The sequence below is a fragment of the Streptomyces yerevanensis genome (genome assembly GCF_000716805.1).
Lineage (GTDB): Bacteria > Actinomycetota > Actinomycetes > Streptomycetales > Streptomycetaceae > Streptomyces > Streptomyces flaveus.
The window spans coordinates 1-19,189 of sequence record NZ_JNWJ01000090.1 but is presented as its reverse complement, the minus strand read 5'-3'; the positions used below and the strand labels follow the sequence as shown (position 1 = coordinate 19,189).

General features: G+C 62.1%; 18 protein-coding genes and 1 pseudogene. 12 read left to right on the top strand and 7 right to left on the bottom strand.

Annotation, left to right across the window (positions count from 1 at the left end):
- Together OP79_RS45235 and OP79_RS58175 are read left to right on the top strand one after the other, a co-directional pair.
- The coding region (locus tag OP79_RS45235; protein ID WP_033329017.1) for a non-reducing end alpha-L-arabinofuranosidase family hydrolase at positions 1-1,000 on the top strand (1,000 nt) is incomplete at its 5' end.
- A gap of 158 nt (positions 1,001-1,158) precedes the next feature.
- Positions 1,159-1,287, top strand: coding sequence for a hypothetical protein (locus OP79_RS58175; RefSeq protein WP_268978901.1), 129 nt, complete (start codon positions 1,159-1,161; stop codon positions 1,285-1,287).
- Positions 1,288-1,308: 21 nt separating this feature from the next.
- Here OP79_RS58175 and OP79_RS53070 read toward each other — a convergent pair.
- Positions 1,309-2,138 (bottom strand): IS5 family transposase gene (locus OP79_RS53070; RefSeq protein WP_425428687.1). Its coding sequence is split into 2 segments (ribosomal slippage): positions 1,309-1,812 and positions 1,815-2,138, totalling 828 coding nucleotides; the frame shifts between segments, so codons are not numbered across the junction.
- A gap of 451 nt (positions 2,139-2,589) precedes the next feature.
- The gene (locus tag OP79_RS45225; RefSeq protein ID WP_033329013.1) at positions 2,590-3,345 is read right to left on the bottom strand and encodes a GntR family transcriptional regulator; all 756 of its coding nucleotides are present in this window, start codon (positions 3,343-3,345) and stop codon (positions 2,590-2,592) included.
- Between the two features lie 78 nt (positions 3,346-3,423).
- On the opposite strand from OP79_RS45225, the gene OP79_RS57635 reads away from it, so the two are divergent.
- The 8 genes from OP79_RS57635 to OP79_RS55715 all read left to right on the top strand — a co-directional run bounded on the left by OP79_RS57635 (position 3,424) and on the right by OP79_RS55715 (position 9,360).
- Positions 3,424-3,702, top strand: coding sequence for a hypothetical protein (locus OP79_RS57635; RefSeq protein ID WP_033329012.1), 279 nt, complete (start codon positions 3,424-3,426; stop codon positions 3,700-3,702).
- A gap of 116 nt (positions 3,703-3,818) precedes the next feature.
- Complete coding sequence (locus tag OP79_RS58170; RefSeq protein ID WP_281194320.1) at positions 3,819-3,953, top strand: hypothetical protein; 135 nt, start codon at positions 3,819-3,821, stop codon at positions 3,951-3,953.
- A 265-nt stretch (positions 3,954-4,218) separates the two neighbouring features.
- A complete protein-coding gene (locus OP79_RS45210) occupies positions 4,219-4,443 on the top strand; it encodes a hypothetical protein (protein WP_033329011.1) in 225 nt (74 codons plus the stop codon).
- Positions 4,443-5,183 carry a GntR family transcriptional regulator gene (locus tag OP79_RS45205; protein WP_033329015.1) on the top strand — a complete coding sequence of 247 codons (741 nt, stop codon included), beginning with the start codon at positions 4,443-4,445 and terminating at the stop codon, positions 5,181-5,183. The genes OP79_RS45210 and OP79_RS45205 overlap by 1 nt, the downstream gene beginning before the upstream one ends.
- Positions 5,180-5,482, top strand: a complete 303-nt coding sequence (locus OP79_RS45200; RefSeq protein ID WP_033329010.1) for a hypothetical protein — start codon at positions 5,180-5,182, stop codon at positions 5,480-5,482. The genes OP79_RS45205 and OP79_RS45200 overlap by 4 nt, the downstream gene beginning before the upstream one ends.
- Before the next feature lie 521 nt (positions 5,483-6,003).
- Positions 6,004-6,552 carry a DUF4365 domain-containing protein gene (locus OP79_RS53055; RefSeq protein ID WP_078492446.1) on the top strand — a complete coding sequence of 183 codons (549 nt, stop codon included), beginning with the start codon at positions 6,004-6,006 and terminating at the stop codon, positions 6,550-6,552.
- The gene (locus OP79_RS55720; RefSeq protein ID WP_157857495.1) at positions 6,549-7,763 is read left to right on the top strand and encodes a hypothetical protein; all 1,215 of its coding nucleotides are present in this window, start codon (positions 6,549-6,551) and stop codon (positions 7,761-7,763) included. The genes OP79_RS53055 and OP79_RS55720 overlap by 4 nt, the downstream gene beginning before the upstream one ends.
- 277 nt (positions 7,764-8,040) lie before the next feature.
- Entirely contained in the window at positions 8,041-9,360 is a 1,320-nt protein-coding gene (locus OP79_RS55715) for a DUF6602 domain-containing protein (RefSeq protein ID WP_342669592.1), read from the top strand.
- 190 nt (positions 9,361-9,550) lie between these two features.
- Here OP79_RS55715 and OP79_RS45195 read toward each other — a convergent pair whose 3' ends face one another.
- Together OP79_RS45195 and OP79_RS53050 are read right to left on the bottom strand one after the other, a co-directional pair.
- On the bottom strand, positions 9,551-10,789 hold the full coding sequence (locus tag OP79_RS45195) for an IS110 family RNA-guided transposase (RefSeq protein WP_033329009.1): 1,239 nt from the start codon (positions 10,787-10,789) through the stop codon (positions 9,551-9,553).
- 647 nt (positions 10,790-11,436) lie between these two features.
- Positions 11,437-12,972, bottom strand: coding sequence for a serine/threonine-protein kinase (locus OP79_RS53050; RefSeq protein WP_157857493.1), 1,536 nt, complete (start codon positions 12,970-12,972; stop codon positions 11,437-11,439).
- Positions 12,973-13,804: 832 nt separating this feature from the next.
- On the opposite strand from OP79_RS53050, the gene OP79_RS53045 reads away from it, so the two are divergent.
- The gene (locus OP79_RS53045; RefSeq protein ID WP_169786255.1) at positions 13,805-14,575 is read left to right on the top strand and encodes a pentapeptide repeat-containing protein; all 771 of its coding nucleotides are present in this window, start codon (positions 13,805-13,807) and stop codon (positions 14,573-14,575) included.
- 210 nt (positions 14,576-14,785) lie between these two features.
- On the opposite strand, the gene OP79_RS45175 is transcribed toward OP79_RS53045, so the two are convergent.
- Both OP79_RS45175 and OP79_RS53040 read right to left on the bottom strand, forming a co-directional pair.
- Complete coding sequence (locus tag OP79_RS45175; protein ID WP_211270998.1) at positions 14,786-15,139, bottom strand: VOC family protein; 354 nt, start codon at positions 15,137-15,139, stop codon at positions 14,786-14,788.
- A 481-nt stretch (positions 15,140-15,620) separates the two neighbouring features.
- Positions 15,621-16,703: a pentapeptide repeat-containing protein gene (locus OP79_RS53040; protein ID WP_169786254.1), complete on the bottom strand. Its 1,083-nt coding sequence runs from the start codon at positions 16,701-16,703 to the stop codon at positions 15,621-15,623.
- A gap of 295 nt (positions 16,704-16,998) precedes the next feature.
- Here OP79_RS53040 and OP79_RS57630 point away from each other — a divergent pair.
- Positions 16,999-17,203 (top strand): annotated as a pseudogene (locus tag OP79_RS57630) (tyrosine-type recombinase/integrase); the annotation flags it as partial.
- Between the two features lie 278 nt (positions 17,204-17,481).
- Here OP79_RS57630 and OP79_RS55710 read toward each other — a convergent pair.
- Positions 17,482-18,771, bottom strand: a complete 1,290-nt coding sequence (locus OP79_RS55710; RefSeq protein WP_157857492.1) for a hypothetical protein — start codon at positions 18,769-18,771, stop codon at positions 17,482-17,484.
- Positions 18,772-19,189 lie beyond the last annotated feature (418 nt).

The window sequence follows — 19,189 nt, the reverse complement described above, 5'->3', positions numbered from 1 at the left end:
CACGGGGGTGCAGATCTGGTCGTGCCACGGCGGCACCAACCAGAAGTGGACCGGCCTGTCCGGGACGGGCAACGCGTGTGCTCTTCCGTCGACCTACCGGTGGACCTCGACCGGCCCGCTGGCGCAGCCGGCGAACGGGCAGGTCGCGCTGAAGGACTTCACCACCACCACGTACAACGGCAAGCACCTGGTCTACGCGACCACCTCCAACGGAACGGCGTGGGGCTCGACGATGTTCAGTCCCTTCACGAACTGGTCGGACATGGGGGCGGCCACCCAGACCCCGATGAACGAGTCCGCGGTGGCGCCCGAACTGTTCTACTTCGCGCCCAAGAACATCTGGGTGATGGTGTCTCAGTGGAGCCAGTGGCCGCTCTACTACCGCACGTCCAGCGACCCCACCAACCCCAACGGCTGGTCCGCCAAGCAGCCGCTGTTCACCGGCACCCTCCCCCAGAACCCCGATCCGAACCGGAAGGATGCCCCGATCGACCCGACCATGATCGCCGACGACCAGAACATGTACCTGTTCTTCGCCGCTGACAACGGCAGCATCTACCGGGCGAGCATGCCGATCGGGAACTTCCCCAGCAGCTTCGGCTCCTCGTTCACGACGGTCATGAGCGACACGGAGAAGAACCTGTTCGAGGCGCCGGAGGTCTACAAGGTCAAGGGCCAGAACCAGTACCTCATGATCGTCGAGGCTCGGGGTGTCAATGAGCAGCGCTTCTTCCGCTCGTTCACGGCCTCCAGCCTGAACGGTCCGTGGACCCCGCAGGCCGCCACCGAAAGCAACCCCTTCGCCGGCAAGGCCAACAGCAACGCCACCTGGACCAACGACATCAGCCACGGTGACCTGGTGCGCGACAACCCCGACCAGACCATGACCATCGACCCCTGCAACCTGCAGCTCCTCTACCAGGGCAGGAACCCCTCCTCGGACGGCGCCGAGTACCTGACGCTGCCGTACCGGCCGGGCCTGCTCACCCTGCAGCGCTGACCCGCCTGATCCACGGTGATCGCGATGGGGTGCGGTCCGCCGACACGTAGACGAGCTGTCTACGGCGTGCGCAACTCCACCCGCTGACCGATACTCACCACCTTGAGGAACCCCAGCCGCGCGTCGGCTGGGGTTCCTCTCGTTCGTGGACTCTCATCGTGGGTACGCTTCTGACCGTGCACGTCGACCAGCGGAATCTCTTCAATGGGGACCGGCGGGAGGCCAACGTTCTGGCCGGCATCTTTGACGGAGATCAGAACCGGCTCGTCGTCCACGCGCTGGCCTGACGAATCCTTCGGACGCCTTGCTCAGCGCCGGGTCCAGATGAAGATGGCAGCAAGGTGGAGTGCGGCCTGGTATGCGATGGCGAGCTTGTCCGTCCGCATTGCGAGGCCGCGCCACTGCTTGAGTCGGGCGATGCACCGCTCGACGGTATTGCGCTCCTTGTATGTCTCGGCGTCGAAGCCGGGCGGGCGGCCTCCGGCGCGGCCTCGCCGCAGACGGTGGCCGATCTGGTCGGCGGGCTGCGGGATGACCGCGCGGATGCCGCGTCGACGGAGGTGGCCACGAATCGCACGGGAAGAGTAGGCGCGATCCGCAAGCACGACCGCAGGGCGGGTTCTTGGCCTGCCGAGTCCGCTCCGCGGGATCCGGATTCCGGCCATGACCGCCTCGAAGGCCGGCGCGTCACCGGCCTGGCCCGCGGTGACGTGGAGGGACAGAGGCCGTGCCCGGCTATCACTGGCCAGGTGGACCTTCGTGCTCAAGCCACCGCGGGAGCGTCCGAGTGCGTGGTCCTTGGGCTCGGACCGGCCGGGCGCCCCCTTTTCCTGGCTCCGGCCGAATGCTGGTGAGCCCGGCAGACGGTGGAGTCCACCGAGACGGTCCAGCCCACGTCGTCATCGGCGTCCGCCGCTGCAAGGACCGCCGCGAGGACCCGTTCCCATGTGCCGTCCATTGCCCACCTGATCAGGCGTTTGTGGGCGGTCTGAAAGGGCCCGAGCTCTTCTGGCAGGTCGCGCCAGGGTGAGCAGGTGCGGTACTTCCACGCGATGGCTTCCAGGGTCCGGCGGTGGTTGGCCCATCGTCGTCCACGGGCCGGATCGGTCGGCATCAGCGGCTCGATCCGGTCCCACATCGCACCGGTGATCACTAATCGGACTGACACATCCGATCAACTGATCAACCCATCAAAGAGACATGCTCTAGCGCATCGCCGTGCCCGTAGGAGCTCTGTAGGAGTGTTGCGCGGGACTTGCGCCAATCGTTGCGGGCGGGCCGTGATGAGTGCAGCTCCAGATCGATCCCCATGCTTCATGGTGCACTCGCTGTGCTGCTGCAGAGCCACAACTGAACACCAGCGGCCGTGACCTGCGGCCGCTTTATTGATCAACATCCTGACCTGCTGGGCGTTTGTACGTCGGAGTGACCCGCCCTGGGCAGCGCGTTGTTCCCGGTCGGGGGCCGTTGTGCTGAGTGGTGCCCGCTCGTCGCCGTGTGTCCCCGTGATTTCCCGGTCTATCGGGCACGGATGGGGCACGGACTGATGACGTCTGGAGGCTCTGTCGCGGGGCGGCGGGAGCTGCCGATTACCGATTGATCGGAATCTCGTAGACGATCTCGCAGTGGGCGGCGGGCACGACGATGTCCGCCGTCTCCACGGGCCGCCCTTGGTCGCTGTAGTACGTCCGGCGGATGTGTGTGACCAAGGCGGCCTTCTGGATGCCGAGAAGTGACGCCTCCTCGGCTGTCGCTTGCCGTGGCTCGGGCTGCTCCACGGCGTGGCTGACGTTGATGCCGATTGCGGCCATGCGGTTCACGACGCCCGCTCCGGCGTGCGGCCCTCCTTCGGGGAGGACGACGAGGGTGCCGGCGGTGAGGTCGTACGGCTCCCAGCTCGTCGACAGCTGCACCGGCCTGCTGTCGGCGAGGAACTCGTACGCGGTACGAACGCACAGGTCACCCTCGGCAATTCCGAGACGTGCCGCGATCTCCGTCGGCGCCGGGACCTTGGCGTCGGTCCGGCTCTCCCAATCCCCCTGCCTGCCCGCAGCCTTCATGTCCGCGCGGAACGGGGACCCGTCGGGCTGCTCGCGCGCCGCTGAACGGACAACTCGCACCCGCTGCCGGGGCTCGGCGACATACGTACCGGAACCGGCGCGGCCCTCCAGCACGCCCTGGGAGATCAGCAGTTCCTGTGCCCGGCGCACCACGTTCTCGCCCACGCCGCACTCCTGGCCGATCTGGGCACGGGAGGGAAGACGGTCCCCCGGCTCCCACACGTGCTCCGCGATCCGCCGCCGGAGTTCGTCGGCGATGCGGAGATAGGGCGGCTGCTCAGGCATATGGAAAAGCTAGTCCACTAGCTCTAATCTAGTTAACTAGCTTCACTCAAAGTGATCGCCGGTAACGGAGGCTGCCCTGTGCCCGCTTCGGGAGTTAGCGCGGCGGCCATCGCCGCCCGGTTATCGGCCGTCGGGCTCCCCACGCGCGTGGAGGAGCACGCCCGACACACGACGGTCGAAGCGGAGGTGCCGGAATCACTCTCCGCCGAGTCATGGCGGGAGGCCCTGGAAACGGTGGCCGAGGCCCATCAATTCGGGCTTCTCGCCACCAACTTGAACGGCCGCACCCTCTGGGCGGTCGTACGCAGAGCGGTCCCCACGACGGGCGATGTCGGGGGACCGAGCCATCAGCGATAAGGAGCTGAGCAGCGTTGCTCAACCGTATCCGCCGTGCCGTCTCGCTCACCAGAGAGCGGCACCGCCCCAAGGGCAGGCACCGCCGCCCCTTAACATCCTCCCGGCCGACAGCCGCCTTGGCACCCCCTGCGCTCACCGACAGGTCGACGACCGCCCAGGGACGGCACCCGGACCGCGCGGACTCGCTCGCGGGTGAGGACATCGCGCTCGTCCGTCCGTACATGCTGGCCTGGGAGAAGCGCGTACGGTAGCGCTCGATGGTGGTTGCTCGCCATCTGCCGGCTGAAGCCTGGTCCGCCCTCGCGGGGGTCCGCTGATGCCTCCTCGTCAACGGCCTCGCATCACGCACGCTGAGGCCGCTTCCTACCGATCGTCCTCATGCCGGATCGGCACGCACCATGCCTGTGCGGAGTCCTCCCCGGCCGCGGCGCCGATCGACATTCCGGTGATCTACGAGGCATGCGACTGCCCCTGCCACTCGGCGTTCGACCAGTCCACGCTTGCGGAGGTGAAGCGGTGAGGGAACGGGCACCCAGCGGCGCGCTGGTATCCACCGTTGAGATCACCTCGACCACCGTGCAGTGCGGCGACGTCATACAGGTCGGCGGCCGGGCGTGCCGGGTGAGCAACCTCTTCCAATTGCCCCACGGGGCCAAGCAACTCCTGTTCGAGTCGGGTGAGTTGCTGACCATGCACACGCGGACCCGGCTCGTCGCCGTGCGGATGCTGAGAAGGCGGTGATGGAGTCCGTGCCATCTCGCCATCACAGCATTGCCGATGACCTCCGGCACCAGATCACGACCGGCCGCATCAAGGCCGGCGAACGCCTTCCCTCGGAGGCCCAGCTAGCAGGTCAATACAGGGTCAGCACGCCGACGCTGCGGAATGCTCTCGCAGTGCTTCAGGGGGAAGGCCTCGTCGAGAAGATCCACGGCAAGGGGAACTTCGTTCGTCGTCCCCTCCGCAAGATCACATACGTCGGCGGATGGGGCACGTTGGACCCGTGGACCGCTGCTGACGCGGCTCTGCGCGTCACTGTCCGCACCACCGCGATCCGGGCGCGCGGGCATCTGACAGCCCTGTTGAGGGTGCCGAACGGTACGCCACTGACCGAGTTCCTCTGCATCAGCCACGAGGGAGAGTCGCCGCACAGCCTGGCCCGCCTCTACGTCCCGCGTGACCTGACGCCGACCTCAGTACTCGGCGACGGAACCTCAAGTGAGGGGACAGTCACGAGGTTCGCCATGCTGAGCCCCCCGCCAGCCGATTTCCGGGAGACGGTATGCGCCCGCCTCCCGACGCCGGACGAAGTCTCGACCCTCCGGATCAGCTCCGCCGTGGCGGTTCTCGCGATCACACGCGTCGCCACCGACAGCGCTGGGCGGGTCGTTGAGGCCGCGCTTTTGGTGTTCCCGGGGGACCGCGTCGACGCGGTCTTCACCACCCACCACGTGATCGAGGAGAGGCAGACACAAGGATGACAGCCCGAAACGAGCTAAGGCTTCTCCCGTGGTCGGGGCCGGAGGGCCAGCCCTGCTATCTCAGCACCGACGACCGCGATGGCTACATGTCCCGCCTGGCGGACGACATGGAAGCGGTCCAACTCGGGATGGCGGCCGAGCTGCTGGAGCAAGCACTAGACGTACTCGGCGACGAGGATGCGGAGCTGGGGGAGCTGCGCCCTCTGGCGACGAAGCTGACCGAAGCCTTGCGGGACGTGCTCCGTGTCGCGACCAGCCGCGGGCACCTCTTGGCGGTGAGCGAACCTCACCGCTTCTGAAGGGTAATCAGAAGCCGCGACTGTCAGCGTCGACCTTCGGTTCGCAATAGCGCACTCATGGGGAGAAGCCTTGGTCAGGGACCGGGGCTTCTCCCCCCAGTCAAACCAAGCCGGTTTGGATCGACGGCAGTGTCCTCAGCTTGGGAAGCTGCGATCATTCGCAGCCAGTTTGGGCGCTGACCTGGGCGAACGGCCGGGCTGTGTCGTAGGCGGCGGCGCCCACGTTCCCCGTGACTCCCCGCTGTTCCCCCCTCGAACTGGTGCGGTTGTGGTGCGGGTCCGGGATGAGTGATCGTAGATGGCCCGCGGATTTCCTAGCTTGATCAGGGCCCAGCGGAGCTGCCTCTGCGACCCGCAGTTTTCGTGCGCCCCTGTCTGTTCCGGCACGAGAGTGGCACGGCCTGGAGGATGCGCCCCACCAGCTCGCAGAGCAGAGGGGCATGAGACGCAGGCCAATCTCCCCTACCCACCGTGACTACTAGGTTCTAGCATGTGATCTAGGGGACATGCTGGGGGGATGAATGATCAATGTTGAAGCCGCCGTGCCCGAGATGCCGTTGCGTGGAGACTTGCCCAAGAAGCAACGGATGGAGATGTTGCAGGATGGCTACCTTCGCGCGGTCGCTGCGGCAGCTGGCTGCACCATGGCCAAACCGGAGCCGGATGACGGGATCGATTGGAAGCTAAGTCACACCTCGGAGTCCCACACAGCGGACTGTCAAATAGATCTGAAGATACAGCTAAAAAGCACTTGGACTTCGGCACCCAATCCTCCTAGTGGTTTCGTCTCGGTGAATCTCTCCAACGAACGTTTAGCTCTTCTCGCACGCTCCAATGTGATCGTTCATCGCATATTGGTGGCAATGATTGTGCCCGAAGATATTGCCAAATGGGTCGAAGCCAGTCACGATATATTCCAATTGCGGCATTGCGCCTACTGGAGAAGCGTTACGGGCGTTCAGCCATCCGGGGAAAAGTACACGGCCGTTAGGGTTTCTACGAGCCAAATATTTGACGACGTCGCGTTATGCGCAATCATGGAGCGAATAGGTAAGGGAGGTGCACCGTGAGGGTACCGGACTTCCGTGAGGTCGCCGAACACCTCACGGACGGGCAACTTGCCCTTGCTCTCGAATCAACCGGGTGGCAGAGGTTCGGCGGCCAGACCAACCTCTATAGTCGTTGGCGGCCGGCGTCAGATTCCGACACTCGATCGAATGGTGGCCTCCTGCTACCTCAGAATCAAGAAACGGAAGACTACTCTGATCTGCTCAGTCAAGCGGTGGCGCAGGCTTGGAATTTGGGCGATGAGAGGATCCGTTCGATCCTGAAGCGAGCTGCGACTCTGCACGCCTTGGGTGACGAAATGAAGTTTCACAAGGAAGTGGCTTCCCGGAAAGGGACAATCCCTTGGAGCGCTGGTGAAGACCTCCATGCAGGCGCTCATAAATCCATGGTTGTCGCAGCCAAAACCCGGAAATCTAAAGCTGCCTATTATGGAAACTCTAATAATTTCCTAGCAAAGTCATTCATGGACTCAGTTCTGATGGGACAGACCGAGGTGGGGAGCTATGTGATCACCGCCTATGCCCCTCCGGACGAGGTGTTTTCTGAGCACAAAATCAAGTCTGGTGACACGATTCCGCTGATTGGTCGACACACGGGTCGCGAGATTACCCTCAGCCTGGTGAGAGCGCTTGAAGCCGCACGCGAGTCAGTTGACCATTTCAAAGAGACCGGGTCGACCTACTCGTTCGTTGAGAATGTCAATAGAGGATTTTGTTACGAGCTGACTCAAGCGGTCCGTAATTTGATTAGAGATTCAGAAGGTGCTGAAGTTGAAGTTGAGCTGAATTCTGCCGATGAGCTATTCTCTGGACGCCCCGCCGAGCGCCATAAGCTTGAGTTCATTCCCTCGGATTATGCAGCGCTGGAGCGGGCTGGGAATATGCTGGCAGCGACAGCTGATCCGCAGTTCGTCACCCTCTTGGGTACGGTCACTCTACTTGAGCGTCCAAAGCCAGGGAATCCTGGAGTTGTCCGTTTGGATGTTCTGGCGGGTACCGAGGCTCGAAAAATGAGGGTGCGCCTAAAGGTTGAAGATTATGACCTGGCTGTTGATGCCCACCGGAATAACCTTGCGCTGAGGATTTCCGGCCGTCAAGAACTAGAGGGTCACTATTACTGGCTTTATGACCCGCAGATACTCGAACTAGTGGCCATCACACCCGAAGCGTCAAATAGATCAGGCGAGCAGGGCAATCAGGACTCGCTATTCTAATGCGCGTAACTTGCATGCATCACCGATGAGATCGGCGGAGTCTCAATCGCCTGTGCGAGTCGCCGGCGCGCCAGGTCCCCAGTTAGACGGGGCCCCGCATTAGACACAAGACCTGAGGTCTGTAATCTAATTTTCCGTTTCACGCATCGCCAAGCTCGGCGCGATACGTGATTACCAGGTTAGTGGAGCGGCTTTGCGTCGAGGGGGGCTTTTGGGGCTGGCGATCACGACCCCTCAAGCATACGCCCCCGGCGCATCAAATTGTGAGCGAGGCCCTATGATTCGCACGGTTGCCGACCTTCTTTCAGGCATTCTCCGAGACGAGTTGCCTAAACTCGATAGCTCCCCCGTAAAACATGCTCCGACCATTGGAGACATGTACGAGGGGTTGTCTTCCGAGATATTGAATAGCGCCCTTCCGGATGGCTTGGGACTGCGGGTGGTATCCGGATTTGCTCGTGATGGCCGAGGGCGCCTGTCCGGTCAACTTGACTGCATGGTGGTGCGAGGCGAGGGGGAGCAGCTGCCATACACTGACTCGTACGTATGGCATGTCAAAGATATCATTGCCGTCATCGAAGTTAAGAAAAGGCTTCACTCGGCCGAGCTTCGTGATGCGTTCGCTCAGCTTAGGTCGGTAAGCGAAATCGAGCACTTTTATTATCAAAGCGGTGACGAGGAGTTGGATGACCCTGGTCACAGTCTGGCCCCGTCGGCCAGAACGTTTGCCGAGATGACGGGTCGGGTTGCCTGGGATGCTGAAGGGCCAGCCGCTCTCCCGTACGAAGAGGAGGCTCTATTTCACGCGCTTGCCCTGGAGCAGGTGTCTGCGATTCGAGTAATTCTTGGGATGCACGGATTCAAGAGCGAGCGGGCATTCCGGTCGTCAATGGTCGAATATCTTGAGCAGAATATTGGCAATGTTGGATTCGGCCCGACAAATTTTCCTCAATTGATCATATCGGGGAGTTATTCCCTCGCGAAGGCCAACGGTCGGCCATTTATGGTACCTTTGGTAGATGGGTGGTGGCCTTTTTATTTTTCCACACCAGAAAACCCGCTGAGGCTGCTCCTAGAGTTTATTTGGACGCGGCTAGACGAAATATACGGATTCGGTCGGGAACTTTGGGGGGAGGATCTCGAAACGGAAGTCGGCAGGACTCTGCTGAGCTTTCGTGCTGCATGCGTCGATGGAAGGAAGGGTTGGCAAGTCCAAGCGCATCAGGTTGATGCGGATACACTCGACGGGATTCCGGTGGCGGAGCAATGGAGCCCGGAATTCATTGGAGAAGAGGAGTATCTTCTACTCGTAATGCTCTGCCAAGGGAAAGAAGTTCGATGCGACGATCCTGTAATGCTGTCCTGGCTAGAGTCTCGCGGCGTTGAAATTAACGACGTGCGCAACCGCCTGCTGGAGACTCGTCTTGTCGCCTCCTCCGGGAAGAGGCTAAAACTCATCACGAAGGAGTGTGGGCTGGCAATTCTCCCGGGAGGCGAATATGTCGCCGCAGAAAATAGCACCGGCCGATTGAACCGTTGGATCTCTCGTCAGATTGAGAACTTGCATAAAGACGCTTCTGATGAAGAAATGGCGTGAATGCTCGTTAATGTACAGAACTGCCGAACTCGCCCTGTGGCTCTGGGGTAGATGATCCGCATCGCCCAATCAACTTCAGTAGTGCATCGATGGTGAGCTGACACTGTCAACCGTGCTAATCAATGGCGCGTCGGGTCATTGGCGCACTAGGGCGGTGGAGTCTGATTCGAAAATCCCCCAACGCCGCAGTTCAGATCGCTTCCGCTGATTGGAGGGACACTTGATAGCCGAGCATGTTGAGCTGGCTGACCAGGCGCCGCGTCTGGCGGGCCCGGCCGGTTCGCTGCAGGAAGTAGTCCGCTCCGAGGTCGCGGTACTCGGCGTCGTTGGTGAGCATGTGCCAGATCGAGGTCAGGATCGTGTGCCCGAGGGCGACCAGGGCCCGTTTCTTGCCGCGGCGGATCGCGATGCGTTTGTAGCGGGACGCGAGGTAGCTGTCCTTGCTGCGGGCCGCGGCGGTGGCGGCCAGGCCGAGCGCGTTCTTCAGCCACGGATCGCTGGGCCGGGACTTGCCGGAGGTGTGCTTGCCGGCGGACTCGTGGTTGCCCGGACACATCCCGGCCCACGAGGCGAGGTGAGCAGCCGAGGGGAAGCGGGTCATGTCCGCGCCGATCTCGGCCAGGATCATCTCCGCCGCGCGGGTGCTGACGCCGGGGATCGTGGTCAGCAGCTCGATCGGGCGGCGAAACGGGGCGAGTTGGCAGGTGATCTCCTCGCTCAGGCGGGCTTCGGTCGCGGTGACCGCGTCGATGCGGTCGAGCATGGTCCGCGCGAGGAAAGCGTGGTGGTCGGTGAACTGGCCGGTCAGTGCCTGGGCAAGAGTCTGCCGTTTGGCGCGCATGCTGGCTTTGGCCAGCTCGGCGAGGGCCTTGGGATCACGCTCCCCGGCGATCAGGGCCTCCAGCATCGCCCGGGCGGACTTGCCCAGCAGGTCCGAGACGACCGCGGACAGCTTGATCCCCGCATCTTCCAGCAGCTTCTCCAGCCGCTGGGCCTCGCGCGTGCGCTCGCGGATGACCTCGGTGCGGTAGCGGGTGAGGTCGCGCAGCTGTCGGATCGGACGCGGAGGCACGAACGAGGGCCTGACCAGGCCGTGTTCGACCATCTTGCAGAGCCACTCCGAGTCGGCAACGTCGGTCTTGCGGCCGGGGACGTTCTTCATGTGCCGGGCGTTCAGCAGCCAGCACTCGAGAGCGTCCTCCAGCAGGTAGAACACCGGCTTCCAGTACGAGCCGGTGGCCTCCATCCCGACCACGGTGATCTGTTCGGCGAGCAGCCAGTCCCGCATCGCCAGCAGGTCACGGGTCATGGTCGAGAAGGTACGAATCTCCTTGCGGCGGCGTTTGCCCGGTCCCGGGACGCGGACGCAGACCTTCACGTCGGCCTTGCTGATGTCGATTCCGGCGCATCGTTCGTGGACCACGTCCATGCCCCGGCACCTCCTTCACGCGCTGTGCGGTTGTGCAGCAGCCGTCCGGCGGGGACCGCCCAGGCAAAAGAATCTGATTCGCATGCTCGCAGCAACACTTCCGGGTGCCTGACGAAGGGTCCCCGGCGTCCTGCTCAATGTCGGGTTCCGGAGGCACCAAGACTCCGCGACGTCAGCCGGACGGCCGTAGCCCGATTTTCTCCCCTTTGGGGTGTCGCCGTCCGGAGATCGGAGTACTCAATGGGCGAGTCAAGGGCCGTCGAGTGCAATCAGTAGCCGAAGAAGTGAAGGGCTGGGTCTCTGACCTGCCGTCGTGTAATCGATCAACGCTGCGACCTGCGACTTAGCTGTCAACGGTTGTCAGCGTTGGTTGTCGTTGAGCGCCCTCCGACGGCCCCGCCACGGCTCCAAATCGCGAAGGGCACGGCGCTACCGCCGGCCACCTCTTTAGGAGAGAGGCTGGGGCAATCTACCGGTGACCTGCAGATTCACTGGCCGAGCTAACAGGTGGGGATGCGCCCGCTGGCTACCCTGGTTGACCGCAGCTGCCCCCTGCATCTGGCACGGTTGTGGCACGCGACCTCTTGGCCGTGTCCTATGGGTCAGGGATCTCTCGCCTGGATCGTCTTCGGGTTGCCTCCGCAATGTCAGCTCTCAGCGGCCGGTCCCTCAACTGAGGGCAGAGAGAAGGTGACCACAACCGCGACAGCAAGCCACGTCACCATGCCCGCCAGAAGTGCCACGAAGACGGTCGCACCGCGCCCTGCGGCCAGCAATCCGGCGAGTGTGACTCCGTTGAGCAGACCGGCTGCTGTACCGACCGCGCTCTGCCACGGCGCCCGGCGGACCACAGACTCGACGACACGCCGCAGTGCTGCGGCGATGAGGGACAGCAGTGGGCCAACGAGCACGAGGGCCAATAGTGCCGTCCACCACGGCGATGGGGGCCAGAAGAGCAGAAATCCTGCCGTGAGCACCGCACACAGCATTGCCATACCGATGGGGAGTTCCTCGGCGTCGCCCTCGCGCACACCGCTGTCGGGAGGAGCCCATATATACGCATCCAGTCCTACTGCTACGAAAGCCAGTACGCACACTGCGGATATCCAGAAAGGAGACCAACTGGTCAGAACGCTGAACTGGGCGTAGATGCAGCCAGCAGCGAGTAGGCCGCTCCAGGCACTTGTCCGACCAGTCATCGGAACCGTTCGTACGGCCGCAGCTCTGGAGGAATCCTGCTCGGTTACTGGAGCCGTTCTTCGCAAGGGTGCCGACTCCGGTGCACGAGTGGCATCGGCCGTAGGCGCCTGGGATAATTCCAATGCGTCAGGGAGAGGACGGCCAAGTTCGTACCGCACACCGATCAGTCGATCGATTACCTCTTGGGCATCGGCCGGGCGCTGGTGCGGCTCCTTTTCTAAAAGGTGCAGGATGAGTCGGTCGAGGTCATCCGGTACATCAGGGCGCAAGGCGCGGACTGGATCCGGTTGGCGGTTGATGTGTTGGGCCAGCACCGACCACCCGGCCCCCTCGAATGGAGGGGCTCCGGACAGGAGCTCATAGAGAAGGCAACCCAGCGAGTACAGGTCACTGCGCCCGTCGATGCTGCGGTCTCCACGGGCCTGCTCAGGGGACATATACGCCGGGGTGCCGATCGTTGCGCCGGTCCCTGTCAGTCCGGGCCCGGACTCCTCTACCAGCCGGGCGATACCGAAGTCACAGATTTTGACATCGAGTTCCCCTTCGCCGCACACCATGATGTTGGCTGGTTTGATGTCACGATGAATGACACCGGCACGATGGGCCGCTGCGAGACCTTCGCAGATCTGGATACCCCACTCCACCACCGCATCGATAGCCGGCTCTCCCGTGGTTGAGAACGCGGACATAGGACGGCCTTGCACGAGCTCCATTACCAGGAAGAGGAGTGGATGACCATCGGCCTCGGCCTCGCCGTGGTCGTGGACTGTCACGATGCGTGAGTGGGCCAGACGAGCCGCACTACGGGCCTCCTTGCGGAAGCGTGCGGCTAACTGTCCATCTTCGTGCGGACCTTGGGCGATGACCTTGACAGCCACCTCTCGGTCGAGCCGCGTATCGACGCCCCTCCAGACCTCCCCCATCCCGCCCGCCCCGAGACGCTGCACCAGCCGATAGCGGCCTTCCAGTACCGCTCCGCGCACCCCGAACCTCCATCCCCGTTTCGGTATCACCCGTGATGCGAGTGGCACAGTCTGCCCGGACCCGCCGTCGAATGGCAGCCTACGGATACCTCCCCAAGAACCGCACGGGGTGGGGCGCATGGGGCTCAGGCGGGCGATGGAACGCACCCCAAATGCCTTGCCGCAGCCCGTGGTCCCTGTACTCAGCCGCAGGACGTCGATTGCACCACTGTTGCTTTGCGGCCCATGTTGTTGACCTGGTCCTTCGTCGTTGAGCATGTGACGAGAATCGCCCCGTGCTCTCAGCTTGGGAAGCTGCGATCATTTGTCGCCGGTTCGGGTGCTGATCTGCGCGAACGGCTGAGCTGAGGCCTCGTGCGCGCCGCTTGCTTTCACCGTGATTCCCCGCTGTTCCCCGCTCGATCTGGTGCGCTTGTGGTGCGCCAGGGTTGCGATGTGATGGGACCGACCGTGACTGATCACCCGATGTCAGCGTTCCCCAAGTACGCGACGCCATGGGGGAGTCGACAACGGACAGGGGGCGCAAGGCATGACAGGGCCGGGTGATCGAGCGCGAGTTGCACGACAACGCCAGCTCCCGCGGCAGCGGATCAGAATCCCTGCACAACGCGCCACCCCACCCTCCGCATCGCGGCTCGTCGTCGTACCGCGACGACACCAGCAAACGGTCCCCCAGCCCAGCCGGGACTGGCACCAGCGAGTCAACTCGGCGGCTACTGCGCTCACCGCACTCGCAGCAACCGCTGCACTGCTTTTCACCGGGCTGTCGGCTCAACAGGCACAAGAAGAACTCCGAAACCGTGGCGAGGAACTGAAGATCTCCCGCGAAGGGATGGTCACCCAACGCTTCACAGTTGCCGTTGCTCAGCTCGGAGACAATTCACTCGACGTCCGTCTCGGTGGCATCTACGGGCTGCAGCGCATCATGAACGATTCTCGAACGGACCAGCCCGCAGTCGTGAGCGTGCTCTCGGCCTACGTGCGAACCCGAGCAAATTCATCAAAAGGGAAGTCGAAGAGTGCGCAGATTGCTGGCCTACCGAAAGCCAGTGAGGACGTGGCAGCAGCGGTAGAGATCCTCGGGGCAAGAAACACAGAGAAGGAAGGGCCCAACGGGATCGACTGGTCTGGCGCGTACCTTGTCGGCGTAGACTTGCACGGAGCAAAGCTTGACAGTGCCTTCCTCACTAAAACCGACCTCCGCGGAGCAATGCTTGAGGGGGTTTACATTCGAGGAGCATTCCTCACGGGAGCGGATCTAAAATCGGCGATCATGAATTTCGCTGAATTCCATTCGACCCAACTCAATGACGCGGATCTGAGGCGTGCCTATCTGAAATCCGCAGACTTCGAGGGAGCGAAGTTAATCGGTGCAGACCTTCGCGGTGCAGATCTCTCGGGAGCCTACCTGCGCGATGCCAACTTCCAGGGAGCGAACCTCTCAACCGCTACCGGCTTGACGCCGGACCAGCTGAAAGAAGCAGGAATCTTCAACGACACGCAGCTGCCCTCAAATATCGCGGACGATCGTCGCGTCCAGGCGCGCATCAAGGCATGCGAAGCGGAAGCCGAGGAGTGCCTGATGGCGATCGCTGAGGGATGAGGTGATTCACGACGGTAGAACACCTTTGAAGGTACGCCGGCTCCCCACTCCACCTCAGCTGCTGCGTCGGCCTCACGGCCTCGCCCTAAGCAAGGCGACAAGGGTCATGTCCCGTGTAGTGGTGTAGCCGGGTTGGCGAACAGCGGCGGGGGCAGCTGCGGGTGGGCGAAACCGTCCGGCACCTCCGCCCGAACGACTGCCCGGCCCCGCTCAGCTCTTCCGCTCACCCAGGACACAGAATTCGTTGCCTTCCGGGTCGAGGAGGGTCACCCAGTGCTGCTCGTCCTGCACGGTGTTGGCGCGCCGGGCACCGAGGGAGAGCAGCCGGGCGACCTCGGCCTCCTGGTCGTCGGGGCGGAAGTCGGGGTGGAGCCGGTTCTTCGACGTCTTGCCTTCGGGGACAGGCACGAAGAGCAGCCCCGGCATCTGGTCCGGCTCAGGCCGGATCTCGATGATCTCCTCGGATTCGTCGACCACTACCCAGCCGAGAGCCTCGGCCCACCAGCGCCCGAGGGCGATGGGGTCGGAGGAGTCGACGATGATCTGTTCCCATTCGAGTGCCATGGGCGTGAGCATAAACAGGGTCGGCTGGCTGCCAGGGCTGGGGATGACTGCCGTCGACCGCCGGTCCGGGATGGTGTCCCGCAGAGCGGTGTAGCAGCGCGATGTGGTAACAGCAAGTCGCGAGAAGTGATCGCTGCTACACCACTCCAGGGGACACCACCGCGACAAGACCTGAGCTTGGGAAGCTCGTGTGCTCTGGGGGGCGAGAGCTCTACTGACCTGCGGCGGCGCGGGATCGGCGCCCGGTGCGCTGTCAACCGTATCCCCGCTATTCCCCGTGATTCCCCGCACGATCTGGCACGGGTCTGGCACGGACCCCCCCGTCCCGAACCGTGGCTGGGAGGGTATTGAGGCCTGAGGGAGTGGTCAGGTGGTCGCCCGGAGACGCTGGTGGTCGGCTGCAGTCATGGTGGTTGCTGTACTTCCCTGCTGCACAGCAACCAGCAGTTGATCACATTTCGGAACAGAGCCGGATAGCCGCTCAACAAGGTATTTGACCAACGGCTGGAGCCTCATTCTGCTCGCGAGAAGGGAAATCTCTCGCATGTGCGTGATAAGCGCCCGAAAAATTCACGCCCGCCGTCTTGGCTTTGCTGAATACGGCATATCGGAGCTGTGCCTTAGACAGATTCGCCTCCGCTAGACACGCCCCAGTGAAATCCGAACCGCTGAGGTCTGCGCCAATGAGATTCGCCTTCAAAAGAATAGCACTTCGCCAAACTCCTCCCATCTCACTCTCGGACAGGTTAGCTTTTTCCAGCGAGGCGCACGAGAAATTTGGGGCCAGGTCTCCCACATCGGCGTTCAGGGGGCCGGGAGCGGCTTTAACAAGTCGAGCTTCACTCATTTCGGCGTGGGCAAAATTTGCCCCTGCGAGATGTGAGCCACTTAGATCAGCTCCCGAGAGCTCTGAACCCTGAAGGTCTGCACCCTGCAGCACTGAGCCTTGCAGATTAGCTCCGGTGAGGTCCGCCTCATCGAGACGAGCTCTCAATAGATCGGCCTCCCGGAGGTCGGCATATGCAATGCGCGCACTCCGCAGATCAGCACCACTCAGCAAGAAGCCGCTAAGATTCTGGTCGCGCAACTCGACCCCTCGTAGATCGGCGAACCTGAGGTCGACTTTCACTCCCCTATCCCGGCCCCTATCCCTAGAGACAAGAACATCGATGGCCGCACGCACATCAGCCGCCGGTTGTGGCGGAGGAGTGGAACTTTCCACTTCCCTCGGAAGGGAAACCGGATCGCACTTTATCGCCCATGTCCCGGGCACAGTCCAGCTGTCCGCTTGCGCATTCGACCGCACAAAAGAGGAAAGTACATTCACAATCGCTGGTTGATCGCGTGGGGAATCCTGCATGATCCGCTGCAGTGCATACACACCCCCCAGGCGGAGTGCTTCGGATTTCTCACCCAGATTGACTACCGCAGCAGTGTAACGGTCGGTGATCTGCCCTTCCTCTGACAAGTTGAGATTGGCATATGTCTGACTAACCGATTGCCACGTGAATATCAGCGCAATTAACGCTGCCGCGCCGGGTAGCAGATTGACGAAGATCGCCACCCAATCTCTTCCGGAGGGGGCTTCCGGGGACGTGCGATGGTCCCTCTGAGGGAATGGACGGGGCGCAGGAGCTCTCCGGCTCCTATTGCGTCGTGCTCCTATGGGGGCGCGAAGATGAGTCGAACCTTGCCGTTGCCGCCTCTCTTCAAGGCGTCGGCGCGCACGGTCAGGTGCGCCTGGCTGGGGTGTCGCAGCACGCATCCGAGAGAGCATACAAGCTGACACGTTGTGTGGATGAAAGGTTGAACTTGCCGCCCGACGGGTTTGCAGAGGTCGGTGGAGCGGGTCTGGGGACGTTGCTCAGTCCGCCGGCCTCCGCGTGATCCGGCTGCACGACGCCCGGCACGGCTGTGCCACCGTCCTCACGGCGGTCGGGAACGCGTCCCGTGCGGTGATGGAGATTCTCGGGCACTCTCGATCAGCACCACCATGGACGCGTACACGCACGTCGTCAAGGAGAGCAGAGCGAAGCCATGAGCCACATGGACGGAGGTCCGTAGGTAGCTTTTTCGCTGGTCCTCCCGGCAGAATCTGAAACTGCGACATCCGCTTTAGGAGTTCAATCCGAGCCGGACCCAGCCGCCGCTGTCGATTGGTGCGGCAGTCGAGCAGGGACGCTGGTGTACGCCTCCATCCGGCGTCGTTGATGTCAGCCGTGGATGTCAGAAGCCTTCTGATCCGTAGCTCTAAGTGGACCGATTGCTGAGGTTCCTACGCTCGCGCTGCAGCTCTACCAAGGACGCTGCCGGCCGGTGACGACGAGCCGTCCGTGGCTTAGTTATCGGTTGTCGACGACAACCTCTATGGCCAATAGCCTCAGGAGCTCAATGTCTGGAGATAGCCTCAGCGCCTCATAGCTCAGCGGAAGTAGCACTTTGGATTCGGCGTACCGGACGTCATCCTTTGCGTGCACGATCCGATTTCGGAGCATGTAGATCCTCTTTGCCACCTGAGAAGGAAGCGCTTCGCCGCTTTTCAGATTGATCGCCTGAACCCCCGAAATTGGGCCGTTCTTTTCAAAGTGGCCGTCGTGATCACGTGCGAAAAACTCGCGCAGCTTGTCCTCTGGGACGCATTCTCCAATAAGTGCCTTTAGCTGCTCTCCTTCGCTGGCCCCATGTGAACGTTCCACCGAGTTCAGAATTTGCAGGACAGAGGAGTCCTTCTCCTCGTCGAAATCAATCGCCCGCAAAATCCGCCGCACCTTCCTGACGGTCTCCCGCCTGTGCACAGCGGGTAGGTAGTGCTCCAGAATCTGGTAGTAGGAAAGATAGAAAAGGGTATGATTGCCGCGTAGCGCAGTATCGCCAGGAATGGAAAATAGGGTCGCGATATTGTCAGGCACGGGCGTTCGAGGGAATCTGACTCTATTGCTGATGGTTGACCCGTGTCGGCGGTAAGCAGGGCTTTCAACCCGTGGACGCAAAGAGTAAACCATCCTGTGTCGTGCGCTCAGCTCGAAGAGGAATGAGTTCGCCAGCTCGCGCGCTTTGCGAAGCAGCTCTCCCTTCTCTGTCGCACCCTCAAGGTAAATCTTCAGAGTCGACTGGGATCGCACTCGATATTCACCGTCAATGGTCGGCGGCAGCAGAGGATAACAGAGCGCCGTATTGGGTGAAATCTCCAGACAGGTAGACCCTTCGCTAGAGGTGACGCGCATTACGGGGGAGTATCGATCCCTGTCCTCGTCGTATTCAAAGGGCGGGTTGCTTGCGTGCGAGTGCTGGCACGGGTAGATCTCGAATTCAAATTGATCTGCTGCCCCCCTACGGAACGGGTTCATGGCTTGCTGTCTAAGTTCGAATTCGACAAATCCCTTCTCCGGGTCCACCCATCCCTGATAGTCAGTCATGCGTTCTGCTTCACGGTTTACCGCTTGCAGAAGCTCTACCGCCACATCGAAAGGAATCCCTGCGCCACGCTGGCGGAATCCATTTCGGTCCGGGAAACCGAAGACTAGAAAATCATTGACCGTCTCGAGATATGTGAGGCTTGTGGCGCGTTCAAGGCAAGACAAATCCTCGGCACTGAATGATGCAATGTCCTTTTTGTGGGCTTCTTCGGGCATGCTAGACCTCGCAATGGGTGTAATGGTGATGTGGGTCGAGGCCTAGCACTTTAGAGCGTTCTCCTCCGTGGCGGAGTCTTTTTCCGCAGGTCGGCGGAGCGGCTTTGGGCTGGAGCTGATTTGGCGCGAGTGATCATGGCCCATTACGCTAGCCAGCGGATCGGGCAGGTTTGTGATCCTGCCCGTTAGTGCCCGATTTTGGGCCATGATCTTCGAGGCTCGCGCCAAATTGGCTGCCTAACTGCCTGTTCTCTATCCGCTCGCGTGGTCGGTCCGATTCGAACGGGGTCCTGGATCGGGTGAGTTGCCCGGTGCGGAGGCATGAAGGCAGACACCTCACGATGCCAACGCGTCAAGCTGCGGCGGCGAGTTCGGTGGGGAACGCGGTGTGTTCGTCGAACAACTTGCGGTGCTGTAG